Here is an 18,886-nt window from a genome sequence, read left to right on the forward strand (position 1 = left end):
CGACGGCGTTCGAGGCGGCGCTTGCGGCTGCCTGCAAGTTGGCCCTCAACCTTGAGACGCCGCACGGAAAAAAGTGTCAGCTTCGTGCTATAACACCCCGGTCAAGCCGGGGTGTTGTGTTTTGGGAGACTGACGTGGGTCCACATGGTTTGTTCTGGTGGGTCGGCGCGGGCGTGCTGATCGTCGCCGAACTGATGACGGGCACGTTCTACCTGCTGATGATCGCGCTCGGCTTTCTCGCGGGGGCGCTCGCCTGGGAGTTTGGCGTGCCGCTCGATTTCCAGCTCGCCGTTGCCGCCGTGGTCGGCCTGGTTGCCGTGATCGCGCTGCGGCGCTCGCGCTTCGGGCGCCGCCGGCGCGGCACCGATCCTTCGCGCGATCCCGGCGTGAATCTCGACATCGGCGAATCGCTCAACGTCGCTTCGTGGCACGACCGCCGCGCCCGCGCGATGTACCGCGGCGCCGAATGGGACGTCGAACTGGCGCCCGACGAGCCCGAAGATGCGCGTCTCTACGAAATCAAGGCCGTTCGCGGCAGTTGCCTCATCGTCGGCGCGCACCACGACGCGGCGCCCGACGGCGCGCGTCATGCCTGAGTCCTGCCGCGCGGCGAACCACGTTGCCGTGGCCCCCATGCGCGGCTTTTGCACCGAGTACATCGAAGAGAAGGGAGGCTATCCATGCAAGTTCCAGTCGTGGGCGTGATTCTGTTTGTGATCGCTGTCGTGCTGATCGCCCAAACGATCAAGATCGTGCCGCAACAGCACGCGTGGGTTCTCGAGCGGCTCGGCCGCTATCACGCCACGCTCACGCCGGGGCTCTCGATCGTGCTGCCGTTCGTGGATCGCGTGGCCTACAAGCACGTGCTCAAGGAGATTCCGCTCGACGTGCCGAGCCAGGTCTGCATCACGCGCGACAACACCCAGTTGCAGGTGGACGGCGTGCTGTACTTCCAGGTTACCGACCCGATGAAGGCGTCCTACGGATCGAGCAACTACGTGTTCGCGATCACGCAGCTTTCGCAGACCACGCTGCGCTCCGTAATCGGCAAGCTCGAACTCGACAAGACCTTCGAAGAGCGCGACTTCATCAACCACAGCGTTGTTTCGTCGCTCGACGAGGCGGCCTCGAACTGGGGCGTGAAAGTGCTGCGCTACGAGATCAAGGACCTCACGCCGCCCAAGGAGATCCTGCACGCCATGCAGGCGCAGATCACCGCCGAGCGCGAGAAGCGTGCGCTGATCGCGGCTTCGGAAGGCCGCAAGCAGGAGCAGATCAATCTTGCCTCGGGCGCGCGCGAGGCGGCGATCCAGAAGTCGGAGGGCGAGAAGCAGGCAGCCATCAACCAGGCGCAGGGGCAGGCGGCGGCGATTCTCGCGGTGGCCGAGGCGAATGCCCAGGCCATTCAGAAGATCGGTTCGTCGATCCAGACCCAGGGCGGCATGGATGCCGTGAACCTCAAGGTCGCGGAGCAGTACGTCAACGCGTTCGCGAATCTCGCGAAGCAGGGCAATACGCTGATCGTGCCGGGCGACATGGGCGATCTTTCCACGATGATCGCTTCGGCGCTGACCATCGTGAATCGCAGCGGCATGCGCGAGCAGCAGGTGAAGGGCGCCTGACTCAAGTAGGCGTGCGCAGCAGGCGCGCCTTTTCGCGTTCCCAGTCGCGCTTTTTCTCGGTCTCGCGCTTGTCGTGCTGCTTCTTGCCCTTCGCGAGGCCGATCTCGCACTTTACGCGGCCGTCCTTGTAGTGGAAATTCAGCGGCACGAGCGTATAGCCGCGCTGCTCGACCTTGCCGATCAGCTTGTCGATCTGGTCGCGGTGCAGGAGCAGCTTGCGCGTGCGGACCGGGTCGGGATGGATGTGCGTCGACGCCTCCGGCAGCGGGCTGATGTGCGTGCCGATCAGGAACAGTTCGCCCTCCTTGATCACGACGTAACCTTCCTTGATCTGGCCGCGTCCCGCGCGCAGGGCCTTGACCTCCCATCCCTCGAGCACGAGCCCCGCCTCATGGCGTTCTTCGATGAAGTAGTCGAAGAATGCTTTTCTGTTGTCGATGATGCTCATAGGAAAATGGAAAAGGCCCAACTCGTTTAAAATCGCAATTTTAGCAAAGCGGGCCTGCGAATCAGCAAAGTCGCCCCGCGACTGCTTGCCCACCTTTGCCACGCGTTGCCACCCTATGGCGGATGTCCAGAAAACCGTGTTGATTCGCCATTCGGCGGAGCAGATGTTCGACCTCGTCACGGACGTGGCCGACTACCCCAACTTCCTGCCCTGGTGCGGTGGCGTCGAGATTCGGCGCCAGGACGAAAACGGCATGGAGGCGAAGATCGACATCCACTTCAAGGGCATCAAGCAGCACTTCGCCACGCGTAACACGCAAAAGCGCCCGGAGCGCATCGACATGGAGTTCGCCGACGGGCCGTTTCGCAAGTTCACGGGCTACTGGCGCTTCACGCCGCTCCGCGCGGATGCCTGCAAGATCGAGTTCGCGCTGCACTACGAGTTCACAAACATCATTCTGGAAAAGCTTATCGGGCCGGTGTTCCACCATATTGCGAACACTTTCGTCGATTCGTTCGTGAAGCGCGCCGACCAGCGCTACGGCAAGGCATGATGGCCGCGAAGCTCTCCATCGACGTCTGCTATGCGCTGCCCGATGCGCAGACGCTCGTTTCCGTCGAGCTGGCGCCGGGTGCGACGGTCCGGCAGGCCATCGACGCAAGCGGCATTCTCGAACGGCATCCCGAAATCGATCTCTCGAAGCTCAAGGTCGGTATCCACGGCAAGATCAAGCCGCTCGACGCGGTGCTGGCCGATCACGACCGCGTGGAGATCTATCGTCCGCTGATTGTGGACCCGAAGGCCGCGCGCCAGCGGCGCGTGGACAAGACCCGCAAGTCGGGGTCGATCGAAGGGCGCAAGTGGCTGCCCAAGGATTCGCGCTGACCCTGCGCTGCCCCCCTTATTGCGCCGCGGTCTTGCGCCGCTCGCTGGGACCATGGCTTGGGCCCTCGCTGCCGATGCCCGGCAGATCGCCTTCCGGCACGATGCCGTCGCCATGCGCCGTGTCTTCCGGCCCGCCCGAATGCTGACGGACCGACCAGCTGACGCCGGCCACGAGCAGCACGATGGCCGCGACTTCGAGCACGCGCGGCAGCCGGTGATCATAGATGAAGCCGTAGAGCAGGGCGAACAACGTCTCGAACACGATCATCTGGCCTGAGAGCGTGAGCGGCAGGCGCTTCGCCGCCGCGTTCCAGAGCCCGTTGCCGAGCCACGACGCCCCGATCGCGAGCACGAGGTTCAATTGCCAGAACGTCGTCCAGCGCGCGGCCGTGACGCTCTCCTGGACCATGCCGGCCGGCAGCGCGAGGATCGCGAGCCACAGCACGCCGCCGAGCGCCCCCGTCACCACGCCCCATAGCACCGACCATTCGTTGCCGCTGAAATGCGCGTTGCGACGCAGGTAGCGGGCGTTTTCGACGGCGAACCAGGTCCAGCAGACGAGTGCGCCCACGGCGCAGCCTATGCCCGCGATCTTCGTGAGCGTGCCGGCGCCGCCGTTGCTCGCGGCCGTGAAAACGTCGACGTTGATGCAGACGATGCCGGCCGCGATCATCGCGAGCGGCCAGACGAGGCGCGCGAGCGGCACGGCGCCGTGATCGCGCCGGCCGAGCAGCGTGACCGTCACGGGCAGCACGCCGACGATCAGCGAGGCGGGCGCGATGCCGACGAGGTGGATCGCCGTGGCGAGGAAGAGGTAGTAGAGCAGGTTGCCCATCAGCGCGAGCTTGACGAGCGCGACGAGGTCGGCGCGCGTGATGCGCGGCCACACGCGGCGTAGCATCGGCAGCAGCGCGGCCAGCGAGACGAGGCCGTACATCGCGTAGCGTCCCGCGCTCAGGAGCAGGGGCGAGAAGTCCGGCAGCTGGCGGGGCACGACGAACACGGTTCCCCATAACGCACCGGCGAGCACGCCGTACAACACACCACGCTGCATGTTCAAAAGCTCCGCTTCGATCTGACTGGCCGCGAGCTTAACCGGTGCGGCGGCCCGATGTCTTGTTCAATCCTGCAGCGGGACTCGTTTGCCGTCTGCGAGAGGGGGATGCCGCCGCGTGCAAAGAATAAAGGGGCGGATGATTCGGCGCCGGAATCCTGTCCGGAGAACCCGGTCGATTTTGTTGAAATCGTCGCTAAGCTACTGTTGATACTGATGATTTCCAGGGCACTATCCCGTATAATCTGCTTTTGCGCCTATAGGATTTGCCATGCGTCTGATCCAGAAAGCACTCACGTTCGATGACGTGCTCCTCGTTCCCGCCTTCTCCGACGTTCTCCCGCGCGACACCAGCCTGAAGACCCGGCTGACCCGCAATATCTCCCTGAACATTCCGCTCGTTTCGGCCGCGATGGATACCGTCACGGAAGGCCGTCTTGCGATCGCGATGGCGCAGCAGGGCGGCGTCGGCATCATCCACAAGAATCTCACGCCGGCCGAGCAGGCGCGCGAAGTGGCGAAGGTGAAGCGTTTCGAGTCGGGCGTGGTGCGCGATCCGATCACGATTCCGCCGCAGATGAAGGTGCGCGACGTGATCGCGCTGTCGCAGCAGCATGGCATTTCGGGCTTTCCCGTGGTCGAAGGCGCGCAGTTGATCGGTATCGTCACGAATCGCGACCTGCGTTTCGAAACGCGTCTGGACGAGCCGGTGCGCTCGATCATGACGCCGCGCGAGCGCCTCGTCACCGTCAAGGAAGGCACGCCGCTCAACGAAGCCAAGGCGCTCATGCACAGCCACCGCCTGGAGCGCGTGCTGGTGGTCAACGACGCGTTCGAACTGCGCGGCCTGATGACCGTGAAGGATATCACCAAGCAGACCGAGCACCCGGCCGCCTGCAAGGACGAGCATGGCAAGCTGCGCGCGGGCGCGGCCGTCGGCGTCGGTCCGGACAACGAAGAGCGCGTCGAACTGCTGGCGCAGGCCGGCGTGGACGTGATCGTCGTCGATACGGCGCACGGCCACAGCAAGGGCGTGCTCGAACGCGTCCGGTGGGTCAAGAAGAACTTCCCGCACGTCGAGGTGATCGGCGGCAACATCGCCACGGCCGACGCAGCACGTGCGCTCGTCGAGTACGGCGCCGATGGCGTGAAGGTCGGCATCGGCCCGGGCTCCATCTGCACGACGCGTATCGTCGCGGGCGTGGGCGTGCCGCAGATCAGCGCGATCTCCAACGTCTCGGAAGCGCTCAAGGGCACCGGCGTGCCGTGCATCGCCGACGGCGGCGTGCGCTACTCGGGCGACGTTTCGAAGGCGCTGGCCGCCGGCGCGAACGCCGTGATGATGGGCAGCATGTTCGCGGGCACCGAAGAGTCGCCGGGCGACGTGTTCCTCTTCCAGGGCCGCCAGTACAAGTCGTACCGCGGCATGGGCTCGGTCGGCGCGATGAAGGACGGCGCCGCGGACCGCTACTTCCAGGACAACTCGGCGAATATCGACAAGCTCGTGCCGGAAGGCATCGAAGGCCGCGTCGCCTACAAGGGCCCCATCAATGCCATCCTGTTCCAGCTGATCGGCGGCGTGCGCGCCTCGATGGGGTACTGCGGCTGCCGCACGATCGACGAACTGCATACGAAGGCGGAGTTCGTGCAGATCACCGGCGCCGGCCTGCACGAATCCCACGTGCACGACGTGCAGATCACCAAGGAAGCCCCCAACTACCACGTGGACTGATCGCCGATGAAGCCATTGCTGCGCGTTGTCCTGATTGTCGATGCGTTGATGCTGCTGGGCTTCGGAGTGCTGTTCCTGCTGACTCCGTGGGCCTCGCTGTACGACGCGCTGCAGTTGGTGCAGCCGCAGCCGGCGCTCGTCGGACAGGTGTTCGGCGTGGTGCTGCTGGGTTTCGCGTGGCTCGTGGCACGCGCGGCGTTCGATGGGGCGATGACTGCACCGGTCGGCCGGGCGGCTGGCCACGTCAACTGGATCGCCGGCGTGCTGATGCTGATCTGGCTGATCGGGCTGCATACGCCGCGGCTCACGGGCTTCGGCCAGCTGGTGGCCGGCGGCGTGGGTGTCTGGCTGATCCTGATCGGTTTTGGTGTCGCGCGGCTTGCCGGTGCGGTCCGACGGCGCGACAAGGCGCTGGCGATCGAGGCGGCCGCAGCGCAGCGCGAGGCGCGCAATGCGGCGAAACGCGATTCGCGTGCAGAACCGGCAACGTATGCAGAGCCGGTGTTCGCAGGCGCCTCGTCGTCGGCGGCGGTGCCCGCCGCTGCCGAGCGGGTGCAGCGCGAACCGGCGCCCGCGCAGCCGGTGACGCAGCCGCATTACGCAGAGCCGCCTGCCGCGGCCGACTCCGAAGAGGCGCGCCTCGCCGCCCGCGACGAGGCGGCCGGCGCACCGAGGCCGCCGCTCCATGGCTGAACGGCGCGAGGCGTCCAGCCAGCCAGTCGTCTCAGCCGCTTTGCGCCTGAACCCAACCATTCATGCCGTGCGTGAAAAGCGCGCGGCTTTCCGTATCCGTTCTTTTTAGGTCTCGTCCGCTGCCATGCACGACAAAATCCTGATTCTCGACTTCGGTTCGCAAGTTACCCAGCTCATCGCGCGCCGCGTGCGCGAAGCCCACGTCTACTCGGAAGTGCACCCGTACGACGTCGACGACGCCTTCATCCGCGAATTCGCGCCGAAGGGCGTCATTCTCTCCGGTGGCCCGAACTCGGTGACGACCTCGGACACGCCGCGTGCGCCGCAGGCCGTGTTCGAACTGGGCGTGCCGGTGCTCGGCATTTGTTACGGTATGCAGACGATGGCCGAGCAGCTGGGCGGCAAGGTCGACAACGGCCACCTGCGCGAATTCGGCTATGCCGAAGTGCGCGCCCGCAATCACACGAGCCTGCTGGAAGGCATCCAGGACTTCCAGACGCCGGAAGGCCACGGCATGCTCAAGGTCTGGATGAGCCACGGCGACAAGGTCACTGAAATGCCGGAAGGCTTCAAGCTGATGGCCTCGACCGAATCGTGCCCGATCGCCGCGATGGCCGACGAAGCGCGTCACTTCTACGGCCTGCAATGGCATCCCGAAGTCACGCACACGGTGCAGGGCCGCGCGATGCTCGAGCGCTTCGTGCTGGGCATCTGCGGCGCGAAGGCCGACTGGGAGATGGGTCACTACATCGACGAGGCCGTCGAAACGATCCGCAAGCAGGTTGGTAACGAGCACGTCATTCTGGGTCTTTCGGGCGGCGTCGATTCGTCGGTGGCGGCGGCGCTGCTGCACCGCGCGATCGGCGACCAGCTGACCTGCGTATTCGTCGATCATGGCCTGCTGCGCCTGAATGAGGCTGAGCAGGTGATGTCGATGTTCGCGGGCAATCTTGGCGTCAAGGTGATCCACGTCGACGCAAGCGAAGCATTCCTTACGAAGCTCGCGGGCGTGACCGATCCGGAAGCGAAGCGCAAGATCATCGGCGCGGAATTCGTGGAGGTCTTCCAGGCCGAAGCGGGCAAGCTGACCGACGCCAAATGGCTCGCGCAGGGCACGATCTACCCGGACGTGATCGAATCGGCGGGCAAGGGCAAGAAGGCGGCGCACACGATCAAGAGCCACCACAACGTGGGCGGCCTGCCGGAGACGCTGAACCTCAAGCTGCTCGAGCCGCTGCGCGAGCTGTTCAAGGACGAGGTGCGCGAACTGGGTGTGAAGCTCGGTTTGCCGCACGACATGGTGTATCGCCATCCGTTCCCGGGCCCGGGCCTTGGCGTGCGGATCCTGGGCGAGGTGAAGCGCGAGTTTGCCGATCTGCTGCGCCGTGCCGACGCGATCTTCATCGAGACGTTGCGTAACACCGTCGACAAGGAAACCGGCAAGTCGTGGTATGAGCTGACGAGCCAGGCGTTCGCGGTGTTCCTGCCGGTGAAGAGCGTGGGCGTGATGGGCGATGGTCGTACTTATGAATATGTCGTTGCGTTGCGTGCTGTGCAGACGCAGGATTTCATGACCGCGCATTGGGCGCATCTGCCGCATGAGTTGCTGGGGCATGTGTCGAACCGCATTATCAATGAGGTGCGCGGGATTAATCGGGTGGTGTACGACATTTCGGGGAAGCCGCCGGCGACGATTGAGTGGGAATGATCCGGCGTCCGGCATCGGCCGGCATCCGTTGGCAGTAAAGCACACCTAAGCCCGCGATTTTGCGGGCTTTTTTGCATTTCTGTTTGGCAATGGCCGGTATCTTCCGGCACCCTCAAGCACGTTTTCCTTATGGTATGAACGATGGTATCGTTTCTGCGTGATGCCATGACGTGCTACCGATACCATGCGCCTGCCTTGCGGCGCATCATGGTATTGATTCTGGATAACACATTGATTTTTCATGTTTTTCATCCGGAATTCGACGGTCGTCAGATCATGGTATTTGTACCGAATCTGAGCACCGATCATGCTGACCGATACCAAGCTGCGCAACCTCAAGGCGAAGGACAAGCTGTACAAGGTGAACGACCGCGATGGCCTCTATGTGGCTGTCACGGCTGCCGGGGCTATCTCGTTTCGTTATAACTACTCGATCCACGGCCGGCAGGAGACCATCACGTTTGGCCGGTACGGAGTCGGGGGCATTACCCTTTCGGAGGCGCGCGAGCGTCTTGGTGAGGCCAAGAAGATGATTGCGGCCGGAAAGTCGCCGGCCAAGGAGAAGGCGCGGGACAAGGCCCGCATCAAGGATGCGGAGACTTTCGACGCCTGGGCGGAAAAATGGCTGCGTGGGTACCAGATGGCTGACTCCACGCGGGACATGCGGCGTTCAGTCTACGAGCGCGAGCTGAAGCCCAAATTTGGTAGCCAGAAGTTGGCGGAGATTACGCATGAAGACCTGCGGATGTTAACCGACGCCATCGTGGAGCGCGGTGCTCCGGCAACGGCAGTGCATGCTCGCGAGGTGGTATTGCAAGTCTTTCGCTGGGCCGTCGAGCGTGGGCAGAGGGTCGAGAACCCGGCAGAACTGGTGCGCCCAGCATCCATCGCCAAGTTTGAGCCGCGCGATCGTGCGCTGACACCCGAAGAAATCGGATTGATGTACCAGTACATGGAGCGCATCGGCACGACACCATCCATCCGGGCCGCCGCCAAGCTGCTGCTGCTGACGATGGTGCGCAAGAGCGAGCTGACCAACGCGACCTGGAGCGAGATCAGTTTCAGTGACGCGCTTTGGACGATTCCGAAGGAGCGAATGAAGCGACGCAATCCGCATCTGGTGTTCCTGTCTCGGCAGGCGCTGGATATCTTCATTGCCCTTAAAACCTTTGCTGGCGGATCGGACTACGTGCTGCCGTCGCGGTATGACTCGGACTTGCCCATGAGCAGCGCCACGCTCAATCAGGTGCTGACGCTGACATACCGGCTGGCACAGAAGGAGGGTAAGTCGCTCGCCAAGTTCGGGCCACATGACTTGCGGCGAACGGCTAGCACGCTGCTGCATGAGGCCGGCTACAACACGGACTGGATTGAAAAGTGCTTGGCGCACGAGCAGAGGGGAGTCAGGGCTGTCTACAACAAGGCTGAGTATCGAGAGCAGCGCACGGCGATGTTGCAGGATTGGGCGGACATGATCGACGAATGGACGCTAAAGCAGCCAAAGGAGCTAGCCAGTTGAAGTCTGCGGTTAAATGTATAGGCCGGGACCTGACCGGTCAGTCAACGTCAGATTAGGTCTCGGACAATATGACCGCTCGTCGCCAATGGCGGTGATCACCCCATCCGCCATTCGGCACTTATCAACCTCTACGACAGCTTTCAAGGTTAAACGGTCATCCGAGCCGAAAACCCTCAAAACTGAATTACTTTTATTTCGAGCAACACCCATGAATACCGGAATACCGAATGGTTCTAGACATATTGAGGCGCTAAGAAAGCTTCGCAATGTGACCGAAAGTGCCACAATCAGAAAATTCTCCGAACACGAGCCGGAGCTGAGTCTCATTGGAACGTCACTCTCGGCGCTCTACGATGCCGGAACATGTCGTCGGCAGTGTCATGGTGGAGGGCACATTTTGGAGTCGATATGCGGGCGCGCCTACAATCTTTCCGCTGCCGCGTTGGACTTGATGGTGTCGGGATACTATGACGAAGCCCTAAATCTTATTCGGAGTATGGGAGAGCTCTCGAATCTCTTAATAATGTCAATCTTCGACAAGGCCGCGCTGGCGGCTTGGCTCTCTTCCGATACCAAGACCCGCATACAGAAATTCTCGCCTGCTGCTATCCGACGGATTCTCGAGGCGTCGCCAGAAGGCAAGCGTCTCATGTACGCAGATAAGGATTGGTATTCACATTTTTGCGAAGCCTATACGCATGTCACACCTGATACCGTGCCGAACCATCACGGCGAACAGGCTATCGTCGGTGGAGTATTTCAGGAAAAGGGTTTTTTGATGGTCCTTGAGGAGCTCACTCACATTGTGACATCCATCGGACTGGTCATTTGTCGGTACTTCAAGTTTGACGATCTGCTCGATGAATTGAGAAGTATGATAGGCCGCTCCTAAAGGAAATATGTAAACCTTGATTGGTCGATCCGCTTTATCTGACCGGTACGCGTAAGTCCTTTGTTGGGAATTCACTTCCTAAGGCGAAGCGATCTCCTAAATGTCCGATTACCAGCGGAGGCGGACGACGTCTTTTGGCCGGCAGTCGTCGCTCGCCGTCGCCGGCAACAGGCCGAACGGGACTTCGAGCGGTCCCGTTCGAGCCGCTGCTAAACTCGGGTAGTTGCCTACCGCTATCTCCAACAGCTGGCTGGATGGCGAACTTCGAGTAGCCCTGAAATGTTCCGACTCAACCCACTCCCCGGAGCTTTGTAGTGGTGACACTAGCTGAATTTGCAAGTACGTTCGATCTGAATAGTCTCTCAACCGACTGTATAGAGACATCCATGTGGGGATGCATAAGGACGCGCAGTGAGCCCGTTTCTGCCCGTCAGTATCTGAGATTTGCTGAGCTTGACATTGAGGAAGGCGACACTCCTCGGCATCTCGTCAATTCGATCACCAACGCGAAAAGGGCGTTGCATCTTCGCATGGAGGATATTTGTAATGGGTTCGGTTTCGATAAGCTGGGTGGCTCAAGAAGTTTTCCCAGCATGGTCAAATTCATTTCATCGCTTGGAATTACCGCGCCACGCTTGCTCGTTCGACTCAACAAGCTGAGAAACGAAGTCGAGCATGACTATGTATTGCCTAGCCGTCAGGATGTCGAGACATTTCTCGATGTGGCGAGTCTGTTTGTCGCTGCCACTGATAGGTGGGTGGACAGGCAACCGTGCGAGGCCGAAAGTATCGGGAATACAGGGTCAGTCGGCGAAGGCTTTGAGTTGGCAAAGATGAGGTTTGACTGGGAACGCGGAACGGTGAGGCTGGATTTCCGAGAAATCGGTTCGGGATTAACCGGACCACGTGTGACCACTGAGTTTCATATTCCATCTGATGAGTTCTTCATCTGTGCGAGATTCGCCGTTGAATTGGATGGTGTGCGTTGATTGTGAGTAAATGCGCAAGAGTATCAGCATCGGCATATTGGGTGGCAGCTACCTGCTACTGCGGTCATTTAGCGAGCTACGATGATATCTGAGTCACATTACTGGAAGAGACCTCTGTTGCGCACAGCAACGTGGTTAGAGCGCTGGCGGTTGGACGAGAATGTCTCTGAGCGCGACTTGGCACGTATAGAGCGCGAGCTATTTGTGGGCTTTTACGCGATCCGCAAATTGCTGGAAACGTTTAAGGTGTCCCCGAGTACTCGTCAAAGAACCTATCTTCTGGTCTGGTCTCCGGGCATCGGAACCGCCGATTACATGAACTGGCATCGACTTGACGAGCATTTCGATTTAGATGATCTACATGAAGAACGGCATGATTTAATGTTTTTGTGCAATCAGTTCATTCATAGCTTTATTTTTCTACCAACTATTGATGAAGATGGAGCTTTGGGCGGTGTCTATATCGCATCGGATAGAATCAAAAAGTACAAGCTATATTTTATTGACATCGCACAGATTGTCGATGCGTTCAGAACAGTCGGCCGCGACTATCCTACTCGGCTCCACTTGCGTCGAAATGACTCGACCCAGCAATGGGAGGAGGTTGACTCACAGTAGACGCAAAGCTGCCACCGAATCGGCATGCATGTGTTCGGCTGAAATGACAGAACCTGGCCGAACTGAGTCAGCCGATCTGACTCTGCCTGTTTGATCTAGTCCAATCATTCACAGGTTAGACCACCAGGGAGACCATACCTATGGATACACACTATGTTTATTTAATTGCCTGTCGCGGTGAAAATAAGATCTACGTAAAGCTCGGTCTGACATCAAGCATTCAGCGTCGCCTGGCAAACATTCAGACAGGATGCCCACATTCGATAACGCATGCTTTCGTTGTGCGATCCGCGTATCGCGAAGAGGTTGAGGGTCTAGAAAAACTTCTGCACGTTCTTTTGGAACCGGAATGCCTTCGCGCGGAGTGGTACGAAGGGACGAAAAGATTTTTTAGAACGCTTGATGCTGTGCTTTCGAGAATAAATGACGGCGGATTCACCCACGAAGAGCGTTTGGACATACCGGACTTCGTAGGGCCGGAGTTCGAAATCATGCTGCATCGACACGAGTTCCAGTTTTTAAGACTCCAACTACCAATTCGAAAGGGGCGCGATCCGATTGACAGCGCTCAAAACGCGAGCCCAGCAGAGATTGCAGACCTCTTGGCGCGAGAGCTTTCTGCGCCGGGCTGGTAAGCTTGGCGTCGAACTCCAGCAACAAGTCGTGCGTTGCCCGCGCGCCAAGGCATTGGCTCGGATTTCATTGACCCTTGAGGGGCGCAGCATTTTAGCCGCTAAAATGCGTCGCAGACCGAAAGCCCGGACGCGTGGCATGAGTGCCCAATGACTTGCGCGTCTCGATCCATTCCTCGACTTCGGCCAAGTCCCAGGCGACGTTTCGGCTGGTGAGTGCAATGCGACGTGGAAACTCTCCGCGCTGCTCCATGTTGAAAATCGTGCGCTCAGACAGTGGGATCATCGCCAGTAGTTTCTTGCGGTTGATGAGCGTCTTACTTGTCGTTGCCTGCATCCTTTGGCCTCTTTCAGTCACTTGCGAACATGTGCCTGATACTGCCTGCGAATGCTGATAGTTTCGTCCTATTAGTTGGTCAAATAGGTTGACGCCGCAGGCGCGGCTTTGTGCTCAAGAAGAAGATTTCGGGTATCGATGCCAGCGCCTTCGATACCGCTTGGCGCTCGATGCCCAGCTTTCGCGCAATCTCCGACTGATTGAGTCCAGACCACTGGAGCATCAACATCTGCTTCTTGCGATCCGACAATTTCGAGTCCACCATGTGCCGCGCTTGATTACGTAGTGCTGTCTTGTCCGCTGACTGCAAGACCTGGCCAGCGACATAGTGGAAGAAGTAGCTGTCAACCAGTTGATCGCCCGATTTCACTTGGGGCGTAGCCGGCTTTGCACACTGCTGGCTCAGCCTTGCAAGTTCGAGGTCAAACTGAGCGAGTGAGCGTCTCGCTCGCCTGTATGAAGGATTCCACGCGCCGCTCGGCAATTTGGGCCGGTGATTTAGGCAGTACAGGCTGCTGAGTCGAAGCCTCTCTTCTGGATCGTCGGCCTTTGGGTCATCGCTTCCACCAGCGAATGAAGTCAGCTCGACGAGTGTTCCGCAGAATCGACAAAACCCTTGATGACGCTCGCCATTCAGGCGAGTGTCACGCACCTGCGATTTCGCCGGCCGTTTGCAGGCACAGTCCCACACGAGTTCGATTAGTGATTCCAGTGTTGCGACAAAGCGCCGATCTCTCGCGGACTGTCGATCTTCCGTGAGAACGAACGCGCGCAGCAGTTGCCGCTGCAGGCGAACCATTGCATCAAGTCCCACCAGCCGAATGATTACGCTGAAGCGAACTCCCGTGCCTGCGCCAGGGACGTGCCCTGAATAGCGCGCTGGAAGGGTTGCCATGTAGGTGGTCACAGCGGGATCGATCAGTTCCTGTATCAATCGCGCGATGGGATAGCGCCGCGATGATGCGGAGTACGGTCGCCAGCGATCCTGAAATTGCCGGATGGCCTCTGAGACGGTGGGGTCGCAGCCCTCCCAGATGGAAATGGTTGGTTCGTTTTTCATGTCAACTATTTTGAACAATTAATAGGGTGTAGACAACCTGTAGTAGCACCTAAACTCCGTAGCAATTCAGTTGATTACGGAGGTTTACGCGATGACGATAGAAGACACGCTGTTGCAACGCTTTGGCCCACTACTAAGCATTGCGCAGCTCGCTACTATCTTGGATCGTTCGCCCGACGGACTGCGGATCAGCCTGCGTGCAACGAACGAGTGGGCGCAGCGAATCAACACGGCCCGCTTGAAAATCGGAGGGCGCGTGTATTTCCGAACCGAAGAAATTGCCAAGTTGATCGACGGTGCTGTAGCGGAGTCGAACGCATGAATGGCTCGGCCGTGATCTGCTGCTCCTAGATATATCTGATGTCTAGGTCGCTGTTGCAACGATTCCCGAATGTGGTCGCACGTGCAGCCGAAGCGCAATCGCGCCTCGAAACACGCCGCGAAGCGATGGAACCACAGCAACTGTTCCTTCCTGGCCTTGAAGAGTTCATGCGGGCCATGCCGAACCACATCGCCCGATCCAGTCTGTTTGCGCCAGTTGCGCGCGGACGAAAGCGCATTCACAAAGACACGGTTCTTATTAGCCGTGCCGATGCAGTCATCAAATTTTGGGGAGAGCAATTGGACGAAGCTCAAGCGGATGTCTGGATGCAGGCTATGTATGAGGCATGTCGTTCGCCGCTGGGCGAGCCGGTCATCATCAAGCGTGCCGAGTTCTTGCGATCCATCGGACGACAAACAGGGAACTACGAATACAAGTGGCTGAACCGGACTATGCAGGCACTGACGTTCGCGATGCTAGTGATCGAAGTTCGCACCAAAGACGGCAAACCGAAGCTAGCGGTCGGAAAGAACCGAGCACTGCACATGGTTGAGGGCTTCGACTATGACGACGTCGCCGAGGCTTACACATTGCGTATCGATCCGCGCTGGAGGGCAATGTTCGGCAATAGTGAATTCGCACTTATCGACTGGGAAAAGCGCCTTCGCTTCGGGGCACGCCAGGACATGGCGAAAGCGCTGCAACGCTTGGTTGCGACCTCCGACAGAAGGATGCAGCAATATGCACTCGACTGGCTCAAGGCCAAGCTGGAATACACGGGACGCATGCGTGATTTCGTCGATGCCCTGGAGCGAGCGATGCAAGAGCTTGAACGGCTCGAAATCATCACTGACGGCCGCATCGGGACCAGCACCAAAGGCAAGGCCCAAGCCATGTGGATAAAGCTATGACTGCTATCGGGGTTACGTCGCGCGCACGCCGGGGTTACGTCGCGTTTTGTCGGGGTTACATCGCGCTTTTTCGGGGTTACGTCGCGGCGCCACCCGATAACCCACTGAAGCAATTGAATTTTTCCGCCGGTTTTTGCCGTTTACCTTCTTTCTACCTTTTTCTACCGACAGAGAGTGTGGACAACTCAAACTGAGGGACATTCATGAAACGAATCACCATCACCGTGAGTGACAAGACCGCCACCGAAACTGAGGAGCCCGTGCAGCTACTCAACGATCACCATGAATTGCCCGGGTGGTTGGGAAGTTGCCAATCTGGCTCAGATGCATTTTTCGCCGGGCTATGAGGTTGATGCCATGAAATCTCTGTCGGAACGAATTGCAGAGCGGGCGCGCGATAAGGCAGTGGTCACTCCGCACTCGAATCGCGCCGTAGTGTTGGCACTCCGTTCGGATATTCAACAGGCGGTCAACGATGGGTGGTCTGTCTTGGCGATCTACCAGACCTTGCACGACGAGGGGCGATTGACATTCAGCTACCAGGCCTTCCGGAGGTACGTGAATCAGCTGTTGCCCGACCGATGCAGCACCGAACGCAGGGGTAAGTTCAGCGCTAGCAGGCCAGCAGAAAAGGCAGCAGTAGCTCCGACCTCTAGTTTTACGTTCAATCCGCTGGCGGATACAAAGGATCTGCTTTGACTAGCAGTCACAGAGCCATGAGCGTGCTTCTTCCGTCCCTTGGCGTTCAATCATCGTTCAACGCGATCTTTTCGCGTTCAGTTTTGTTACTACGTGGCGGATGCAGCGAAAAACAGCCTTTAGCAAACATTGAGTTGTACAGAAATCAAGGTGGTGATCGGGGCAGGATGTGTGAAGTAGTCCCACCGGCAAGCCGGCGTTCCTATTTCACTTTCCCTTATTCGCACCTTCGGTACTCAACGGGCATCCCGCTCTGCGAGGCCAGCCGGCGATGCCGGCGAGACTGACCGCGAGGATTCGGATGGAGGAAACGGTGAAAGCCGCGACGCGCAAGGGCACGACACCTATCAAGGTGTATTGCTTGCCCGATGAGCGGGCAGAAATTGAGACGCTTGCAGCTGCGAGCGGGAACAGCGCCTCGACGTACCTGCGTCTGGTCGGGTTGGGGTATCGGGTCGAGGGGATTGTCGATGCCGAGCAGGTACGCGAGCTGGTGCGCGTGAACGGCGATCTCGGCCGTCTTGGCGGCCTGCTCAAACTATGGCTGACGAACGACGCGCGTGTTGCAGGTTTTACCCCGGCGACGATTCACGCCTTGTTGTCGAGGATCGAGGCGACCCGCGACGAGATGAGCCACATCATGGAAAGCGTGATGCGGCCGAGGGGCCGGTGATGATCGCGAAGCACGTTCCTATGCGGTCACTCGGCAAGAGCGATTTCGTCGAGCTTGTGAAGTACATCACGGCCGATCAGGCAAGGGAGCACCGGATTGGCGAAGTGCGTATGACGAACTGCGCTGCCTATACGGTGCGAGACGCCATGACTGAAGTGCTCGCGACGCAGCGTGCGAATACCCGGGCGAAGGGCGACAAGACCTACCATCTCCTGGTCAGCTTTCGCGCCGGCGAACAACCTGACGCAGCGACCCTGGAAGCCATCGAATCTCGGATATGCGCCGGCCTCGGGTTTGGCGAGCATCAGCGCGTCAGTGCAGTGCATCACGACACCGACAATCTGCACATCCATATCGCCATCAACAAGATTCACCCGGTGCGGAACACGATTCATGAGCCGTACTACCCGCATCGGGCTTTGGCTGAACTGTGCGACGTGCTTGAACGTGCCTACGGTCTGCAACGCGACAACCATGAGCCGCGTCGGCGAGGTGCCGAGGCAAGCGCTGCCGATATGGAGCGGCATTCCGGCATCGAAAGTCTGGTCGGCTGGATCAAGCGCGAGTGCGTTACGGAAATTCGTGGCGCTCGGAGCTGGGTTGAGCTGCACGATGTCATGCGCGCGAACGGACTAGAAATCCGTGCGAAGGGGAACGGGCTGGTGATCCAGGCCGGCAACGGTATGCAGATCAAGGCGAGTACCTTGGGCCGGGAGTTCTCAAAGGCGAAGCTGGAAAGCCAGTATGGGCCGTTCTCTGCATCGCCGGAACGACAAGCCGACGCACGGCCGAAACGAGAGTACCGGAAAGAGCCCTTGCGGCTGCGCGTGAACACGGTGGAACTGTATGCGCAGTATCAATCCGCGCAGCGGCGCATCAGCACGAACCGTGCAGCCGCGCTGGCCGAGCTGCGTCGCCAGAAGGAAGAGCAGGTCGAGAACGCCAAGAAGGTGGGGCACGCGCGTCGTGCAGCGATCAAGCTGCTGGGCGGTGGTCGCCTAACCCAAAAGCTGCTGTATGCGCAGGTAAGCGGTGCGATGAAGTCGGAGCTGGAATCGATTTACGCGCAGCATCGTGTTGCCTGCAAGCACCTGTATGAACAGCATCGCCGACACACATGGGCCGACTGGCTCAAGCAGGAAGCCTTGCAAGGTAATGCCGAGGCATTGGCTGCGTTGAGAGCCAGAGAGGCCGCCCAAGGCTTAAAGGGCGACACCATTCGGGCCGAAGGGCAGGCCCAGCCTGGTCATGCCCCGGTGATCGACAACATCACGAAGAAGGGGACGATCATCTATCGCGCTGGCGGTAGCGCAGTGCGCGATGACGGCGATCGTCTCCAGGTGTCGCGGGAAGCGGATCAGGCCGGCGTGCAACAGGCGTTACGGATGGCAGCCGAGCGATACGGCGACCGTATCGCTGTCACCGGTAGCGCCGAATTCAAGGCGCGTGTAATTCGTGCGGCGGTCGATATGCGACTTCCGGTCACGTTCGATGATCCATCGATGGAGAGGTTGCGGCAGCAGCATTTGGGCGACCAGGCCGCACATAGATCCCGAGTGCCGACCCGCCGGCCCGCCCTGAAACCAGTCGGACAGGAGCCTCCACCGGAGAGCAGGAATCGTCTGCGTACGCTGTCCCAGCTCCGCGCGTTGGTTATCGGTGGTCGCGAGCAGGCGGTCGCCCGTCCGGCGACCATTCCGCCGTCTGTGCCCGACCATGTTCGTCAACGGGCCGAGCAGGCGGCAAGTCAGGCCGTGAGCCGGTTTCGGGCCGTCGCCAATCGCAGGAAGATGCGCGCCAACGGCTACGGTGATCGGGGCAGCGCATGGCAAAGCCTCCCGGAGACGCTGCAGCAGCGCATCGAGCGCTTCAATGCCCAGTCGCCCGAACGCCAGGAAATCGAACTTGCAAGGATGCGCCGTGAGGCCGCAGCACAGGGTAATGGCGACTCGCAGTTGCGCGAGGCGCGAGCCAGGCCGAAAGGGCATTCGCGCTGACGCGGATGCTGAGCAGGCGTGTGTGCCGGTCAGCCTGAGCATCGTCCGGCACTCCGACACCGTGACATCACCCCAAGATGGCCGGGCTTCGGTGT

General features: G+C 59.9%; 21 protein-coding genes. 17 read left to right on the forward strand and 4 right to left on the reverse strand.

Features of this window, described 5'->3' with window-relative positions:
• The first annotated feature begins 134 nt into the window (after positions 1-134).
• Together BAC01S_RS04160 and BAC01S_RS04165 are read left to right on the forward strand one after the other, a co-directional pair.
• Positions 135-596: an NfeD family protein gene (locus BAC01S_RS04160; protein WP_027793629.1), complete on the forward strand. Its 462-nt coding sequence runs from the start codon at positions 135-137 to the stop codon at positions 594-596.
• An 84-nt stretch (positions 597-680) separates the two neighbouring features.
• Positions 681-1,622 (forward strand): SPFH domain-containing protein, encoded by a 942-nt coding sequence (locus tag BAC01S_RS04165; protein ID WP_027793630.1) that lies wholly within the window; start codon positions 681-683, stop codon positions 1,620-1,622.
• Between the two features lies 1 nt (position 1,623).
• Here BAC01S_RS04165 and smpB read toward each other — a convergent pair whose 3' ends face one another.
• Positions 1,624-2,070: an SsrA-binding protein SmpB gene (smpB, locus tag BAC01S_RS04170; protein WP_027793631.1), complete on the reverse strand. Its 447-nt coding sequence runs from the start codon at positions 2,068-2,070 to the stop codon at positions 1,624-1,626.
• A gap of 115 nt (positions 2,071-2,185) precedes the next feature.
• Between smpB and BAC01S_RS04175 the strand changes: the two genes are divergently transcribed.
• Both BAC01S_RS04175 and BAC01S_RS04180 read left to right on the forward strand, forming a co-directional pair.
• A complete protein-coding gene (locus BAC01S_RS04175) occupies positions 2,186-2,623 on the forward strand; it encodes a type II toxin-antitoxin system RatA family toxin (RefSeq protein WP_027793632.1) in 438 nt (145 codons plus the stop codon).
• On the forward strand, positions 2,623-2,955 hold the full coding sequence (locus BAC01S_RS04180) for an RnfH family protein (RefSeq protein WP_027793633.1): 333 nt from the start codon (positions 2,623-2,625) through the stop codon (positions 2,953-2,955). Before BAC01S_RS04175 ends, BAC01S_RS04180 begins: the two co-directional genes overlap by 1 nt.
• 16 nt (positions 2,956-2,971) lie before the next feature.
• Here BAC01S_RS04180 and BAC01S_RS30235 read toward each other — a convergent pair whose 3' ends face one another.
• On the reverse strand, positions 2,972-4,009 hold the full coding sequence (locus BAC01S_RS30235) for a DMT family transporter (RefSeq protein WP_084168236.1): 1,038 nt from the start codon (positions 4,007-4,009) through the stop codon (positions 2,972-2,974).
• Between the two features lie 271 nt (positions 4,010-4,280).
• On the opposite strand from BAC01S_RS30235, the gene guaB reads away from it, so the two are divergent.
• From guaB to BAC01S_RS33630, 8 genes are all read left to right on the forward strand, one after another.
• Positions 4,281-5,741, forward strand: coding sequence for an IMP dehydrogenase (gene guaB / locus BAC01S_RS04190; RefSeq protein ID WP_027793634.1), 1,461 nt, complete (start codon positions 4,281-4,283; stop codon positions 5,739-5,741).
• 6 nt (positions 5,742-5,747) lie between these two features.
• Positions 5,748-6,434 carry a hypothetical protein gene (locus BAC01S_RS04195; RefSeq protein WP_027793635.1) on the forward strand — a complete coding sequence of 229 codons (687 nt, stop codon included), beginning with the start codon at positions 5,748-5,750 and terminating at the stop codon, positions 6,432-6,434.
• 124 nt (positions 6,435-6,558) lie between these two features.
• The gene (gene guaA / locus BAC01S_RS04200) at positions 6,559-8,142 is read left to right on the forward strand and encodes a glutamine-hydrolyzing GMP synthase (protein ID WP_027793636.1); all 1,584 of its coding nucleotides are present in this window, start codon (positions 6,559-6,561) and stop codon (positions 8,140-8,142) included.
• 307 nt (positions 8,143-8,449) lie between these two features.
• Entirely contained in the window at positions 8,450-9,661 is a 1,212-nt protein-coding gene (locus BAC01S_RS04205) for a tyrosine-type recombinase/integrase (protein ID WP_027793637.1), read from the forward strand.
• Between the two features lie 208 nt (positions 9,662-9,869).
• Positions 9,870-10,553: a hypothetical protein gene (locus tag BAC01S_RS04210; RefSeq protein ID WP_156954296.1), complete on the forward strand. Its 684-nt coding sequence runs from the start codon at positions 9,870-9,872 to the stop codon at positions 10,551-10,553.
• 314 nt (positions 10,554-10,867) lie between these two features.
• Positions 10,868-11,542 (forward strand): hypothetical protein, encoded by a 675-nt coding sequence (locus tag BAC01S_RS33625; protein WP_245616499.1) that lies wholly within the window; start codon positions 10,868-10,870, stop codon positions 11,540-11,542.
• 117 nt (positions 11,543-11,659) lie between these two features.
• The gene (locus tag BAC01S_RS04215) at positions 11,660-12,160 is read left to right on the forward strand and encodes a hypothetical protein (RefSeq protein ID WP_052408680.1); all 501 of its coding nucleotides are present in this window, start codon (positions 11,660-11,662) and stop codon (positions 12,158-12,160) included.
• Positions 12,161-12,300: 140 nt separating this feature from the next.
• The gene (locus BAC01S_RS33630) at positions 12,301-12,795 is read left to right on the forward strand and encodes a GIY-YIG nuclease family protein (protein WP_156954297.1); all 495 of its coding nucleotides are present in this window, start codon (positions 12,301-12,303) and stop codon (positions 12,793-12,795) included.
• Positions 12,796-12,886: 91 nt separating this feature from the next.
• Here BAC01S_RS33630 and BAC01S_RS04225 read toward each other — a convergent pair whose 3' ends face one another.
• Together BAC01S_RS04225 and BAC01S_RS30240 are read right to left on the reverse strand one after the other, a co-directional pair.
• A complete protein-coding gene (locus tag BAC01S_RS04225; protein WP_027793641.1) occupies positions 12,887-13,129 on the reverse strand; it encodes a helix-turn-helix transcriptional regulator in 243 nt (80 codons plus the stop codon).
• A 79-nt stretch (positions 13,130-13,208) separates the two neighbouring features.
• The gene (locus BAC01S_RS30240) at positions 13,209-14,189 is read right to left on the reverse strand and encodes a sugar-binding transcriptional regulator (protein WP_174442433.1); all 981 of its coding nucleotides are present in this window, start codon (positions 14,187-14,189) and stop codon (positions 13,209-13,211) included.
• 91 nt (positions 14,190-14,280) lie between these two features.
• Here BAC01S_RS30240 and BAC01S_RS04235 point away from each other — a divergent pair, with 91 nt between their 5' ends.
• From BAC01S_RS04235 to traI, 5 genes are all read left to right on the forward strand, one after another.
• Positions 14,281-14,511 carry a hypothetical protein gene (locus BAC01S_RS04235; RefSeq protein WP_027793643.1) on the forward strand — a complete coding sequence of 77 codons (231 nt, stop codon included), beginning with the start codon at positions 14,281-14,283 and terminating at the stop codon, positions 14,509-14,511.
• A 38-nt stretch (positions 14,512-14,549) separates the two neighbouring features.
• Positions 14,550-15,422 carry a replication initiation protein gene (locus BAC01S_RS04240; RefSeq protein ID WP_052408681.1) on the forward strand — a complete coding sequence of 291 codons (873 nt, stop codon included), beginning with the start codon at positions 14,550-14,552 and terminating at the stop codon, positions 15,420-15,422.
• Between the two features lie 282 nt (positions 15,423-15,704).
• Complete coding sequence (locus BAC01S_RS04245) at positions 15,705-16,121, forward strand: TraK family protein (RefSeq protein ID WP_052408682.1); 417 nt, start codon at positions 15,705-15,707, stop codon at positions 16,119-16,121.
• Positions 16,122-16,422: 301 nt separating this feature from the next.
• On the forward strand, positions 16,423-16,794 hold the full coding sequence (gene traJ / locus BAC01S_RS04250; protein WP_027793646.1) for a conjugal transfer transcriptional regulator TraJ: 372 nt from the start codon (positions 16,423-16,425) through the stop codon (positions 16,792-16,794).
• A complete protein-coding gene (gene traI / locus BAC01S_RS30245; RefSeq protein ID WP_043201090.1) occupies positions 16,794-18,791 on the forward strand; it encodes a TraI/MobA(P) family conjugative relaxase in 1,998 nt (665 codons plus the stop codon). Before traJ ends, traI begins: the two co-directional genes overlap by 1 nt.
• The last annotated feature ends 95 nt before the right edge of the window (positions 18,792-18,886 follow it).

Origin of the sequence: Paraburkholderia acidipaludis NBRC 101816 (assembly GCF_000684975.1) — a bacterium.
GTDB lineage: Bacteria > Pseudomonadota > Gammaproteobacteria > Burkholderiales > Burkholderiaceae > Paraburkholderia > Paraburkholderia acidipaludis.